General features: G+C 47.5%; 6 protein-coding genes. All 6 read left to right on the plus strand.

The features are described from left to right. Positions 1–322 (plus strand): thiamine phosphate synthase (locus FP827_01020; protein MBA3051667.1); only part of this gene is annotated, 322 nt, incomplete at its 5' end. Then, entirely contained in the window at positions 312–512 is a 201-nt protein-coding gene (gene thiS / locus FP827_01025) for a sulfur carrier protein ThiS (protein MBA3051668.1), read from the plus strand. The genes FP827_01020 and thiS, both read left to right, overlap by 11 nt. Before the next feature lie 29 nt (positions 513–541). Continuing rightward, positions 542–1,312 (plus strand): thiazole synthase, encoded by a 771-nt coding sequence (locus tag FP827_01030; GenBank protein ID MBA3051669.1) that lies wholly within the window; start codon positions 542–544, stop codon positions 1,310–1,312. A 9-nt stretch (positions 1,313–1,321) separates the two neighbouring features. Next, positions 1,322–2,428, plus strand: a complete 1,107-nt coding sequence (gene thiH, locus FP827_01035) for a 2-iminoacetate synthase ThiH (protein MBA3051670.1) — start codon at positions 1,322–1,324, stop codon at positions 2,426–2,428. Beyond that, positions 2,425–3,048 (plus strand): sulfur carrier protein ThiS adenylyltransferase ThiF, encoded by a 624-nt coding sequence (gene thiF / locus FP827_01040; protein MBA3051671.1) that lies wholly within the window; start codon positions 2,425–2,427, stop codon positions 3,046–3,048. Before thiH ends, thiF begins: the two co-directional genes overlap by 4 nt. A 192-nt stretch (positions 3,049–3,240) precedes the next feature. After that, the coding region (gene cysE, locus FP827_01045) for a serine O-acetyltransferase (GenBank protein MBA3051672.1) at positions 3,241–3,727 on the plus strand (487 nt) is incomplete at its 3' end.

A 3,727-nucleotide genomic window follows, 5' to 3' on the forward strand; every position in this document is an offset into this window, starting at 1 on the left:
AATAGGGCTGTCCACTCATTCTCTTGAGCAGGTTGAGAAAGCAAACTGTCTCGATGTTGATTATATCGGCTTCGGCCCGATATTCCCTACTTTGACAAAGGATTACTCTATAGGAACGAAAGATATTCCGAAAGCGCTTGAGATTTCAAACAAACCGGTTGTTTTTATTGGAGGTATAAATATTTCTAATGCCGAAGCGATCCTGGAAATGGGCGCGAAAAATATAGCGGTAATCAGGGCGGTGGCAGAAGCGGAAAATATTGAAAGGAGAGTGGGGGAGTTTAAGGCGATGATGGGAAAATACAGGGTTTATGAAAATTAGAATTAACGGGAAAGATACGGCAATTACAGGGACTTTAACGCTGAGAGAATTTATTACCGGCAGGAATATTGATATAAAAATCACTGTTGTGGAGTATAACGGTAAAATAGTCCGGAAGGAGGATCTGGGCAATATTATTATGAAAGCCGGCGATGCGATTGAAATCATTAATTTTGTCGGCGGCGGCTAAAAAAAGATAGAAATTCCAGGAGAGCATTTATGAAAGATATCTTAAAAATAGGGGATGTTGAAATAAACAGCAGACTTTTTGTTGGGACCGGGAAATTTTCGGATAAATCCGTGATCAAAGAGGTTCTGACCGCCGCCGGCGCGCAGGTTGTAACGGTTGCAATGAGAAGGGTGGATCTTGAGTCGGCGCAGGAGAATATTCTTGACTATATTCCAGAACACTGCACCCTAATGGTTAATACATCGGGAGCAAGAAACGCGGATGAAGCCGTGAGAATCGCGCGTCTGGCCGAAGCCGCCGGGTGCGGAAAATGGGTGAAGGTAGAGATCATACCGGACACGAAATATCTTTTGCCGGATAACGCGGAAACAGTCAAAGCGACGGAAATACTTGCAAGGGAGGGTTTTGTGGTTCTTCCCTATATGATACCGGATCTTATAAGCGCGAAGAAAATGGAAGACGCCGGCGCGGCGGCTGTTATGCCGCTTGGTTCACCCATCGGCACCGGCAGGGGAATCAGGACAAAGGAGCTTGTCAGGATAATGATTGATGAGATCAAAGTCCCTGTTATCGTAGATGCGGGGCTGGGTTCACCCAGCGACGCGGCTCTCTGCATGGAGATGGGCTGCGCCGCCGTACTTGTCAATACTGCAATTGCCACAGCCGTAAATCCCGCGGAAATGGCTTTAGCTTTCAGCCTGGGAGTGCGCGCGGGGCGGCTTGCGTATCTTGTGGGTCTGTCTTCTTCCTCACGGAAAGCTTCGCCTTCGTCGCCTCTTACGGGTTTTCTCAGAGAATAGGTCTTGAGGATGGGTTTTAATGAAATAATAGAGGATTGGAAAGATTTTGATTTCAATTCTTTTTTCGAAAATGTGAAGGAGAATAATATAAGGAAGTCTCTTTCCGCGCGTTCTCCGGGAGAGCTTGATTTACTTACGCTTCTTTCGCCGGCGGCAGCGGAGCATCTGGAGGAAATTGCTCAATGCGCCCACCGATTAACTGTCAGGCATTTCGGAAAAACCATAACTCTGTATACCCCGATGTATATTTCCAATCACTGTGTGAATCGCTGCGTTTACTGCAGTTTCAGCGCGGACAACAAATTTGAGAGAAAGAAACTGACTTATGAGGAAGTGAGGAAGGAAGCGGAATGTATCTCGCAGACAGGTCTCCGGCACATTCTCGTTTTAACGGGCGAATCAAGGGAAGATTCCAGTATTCCATACATTCTGGATTGCGTGAAAATCCTGAAAAGTTTCTTCAGTTCGATCTCAGTTGAAATTTATCCTCTCACAAATGAAGAATATAGACAGCTAATTGAGGCGGGCGTTGACGGGCTAACGGTGTACCAGGAGGCATACGATAAAAAAATCTATGGCGAGGTTCACGCCGGCGGGCCTAAAAGTGATTATATATTCCGTCTTAATGCGCCCGAGCGCGCCGCTTGCGAGGGGATGAGGACGATCAATATCGGGGCGCTGCTGGGACTGGCTGATTGCAGGAAAGAGGTTTTTTTCATGCTTTTGCACGCAAAATATCTTCAGGACAAATATCCGTCAGTGGAATTCAGCGTGTCTGTTCCCAGAATAAGGAGCCATTCGGGCGATTATAGAGCGAAATATCCGGCGAGCGATGAATTTCTGCTGCAGATAATAGCCGTGGGCAGGATTTTTTTAAAACGCATCGGAATTGTTCTGTCAACCAGAGAGTGCGCAGAGCTCAGGGACAACCTTATCGCTGTGGGGATTACAAAAATGAGCGCCGGTTCAACCACCGCTGTCGGAGGGCATATCGCCGCGGGTTCCGGGGGGAAGAAGCAGTTTGAAATCTGCGATTTGCGCTCGGTCGGGCAAATAAAAGAAATGCTGAAACAAAAGGGGTATCAGGGCGTTTTCAAGGACTGGATGGCAGTATGAAATTAAATAAATTTGAGAAGATGTCCGCCGATTATATAGGATTGGATAATCTTAAAAGAATACAGTCGGTGACTGTTGGCATTGCCGGCGCCGGCGGCCTCGGCTCAAATTGCGCGGCCCATCTTGTAAGGTGCGGGTTTAGAAAACTGCGTATAATTGATTTTGATGTTGTGGAATATTCAAATTTGAACAGGCAGTTTTATTTCGCCGATCAAATAGGAAAGAGAAAAATAGACGCTCTCACGGAAAATCTCAGGAGAATAAATCCGGCTCTGGAAATAAAAACCTGCGCCGAAAAAATATCGGCTAGAAATATTATTGAATTGTTCGCAGACTGCGATATTGTGGCCGAAGCGTTTGACAGGGCGGAAGATAAAAGCATGCTTGTTTCAGAGCTCATCCCGACGGGAAAATTTGTTGTCTCGGTTTCCGGACTTGCCGGTTACGCGGATACTGATTTGATTCAGGTTCACAGGATCTCTGAAAATCTTGTGCTGATAGGGGACCTTGAATCTTCTGTCGGGGCCGCCCGGCCGCCTCTTTCGCCGCGCGTGGCCGTGGCCGCGGCAAAGCAGGCAAATGTTATATTGCGTTACGTCATCGAAAAATGGAATATCTAACAATCCGCGGTGTTGATGTCCAATCGCGCAGTCACGGGATAAAATGCGTTTGAGGATAAATGCGCTCCGGTGATTTATGCGCCGGGGTTTTGCGTGAGAGCGGCGCTTTATGTTAATATAAATGGTAAAATTAACGGCGATAGTTAAGACGGTGATCTTGGCAAGTTGTTGGGTAATGGAGGGGTGTATCCGATGTTTGAAACCATAAGAGAAGACATAAAGACTATTTTTAACGAGGATCCCGCGGCGAAGAATATTTTTGAGGTTCTAACCTGCTATCCCGGGCTTCATGCCGTATGGCTCCACAGGATAGCGCACTTCTTCTACCGCAGAAAAGAATATACGACAGCCCGCATCATTTCCCACATAGGGCGTTTTCTCACGGGGATTGAAATCCATCCCGGCGCCACGATAGGCAGAAGATTTTTTATAGACCACGGCATGGGCGTTGTCATAGGCGAGACGACTGAAATCGGGAATGACGTACTCCTTTATCAGGGCGTTGTCCTCGGCGGCACGAGTCTTGAGAAGAAAAAGAGGCATCCCACGCTCTGCGATAATGTTGTTGTGGGGGCGGGGGCCATTGTACTGGGCGCTATAACCATAGGGGCGAGGTCAAGGATCGGCGCGGGTTCGGTTGTGATCTCGGAGGTGCCGCCGGATGTGAAAATGATCTCAT

This window comes from Candidatus Omnitrophota bacterium, assembly GCA_013791745.1.
In the GTDB taxonomy this organism is placed as follows: Bacteria; CG03; CG03; order CG03; family CG03; genus CG03.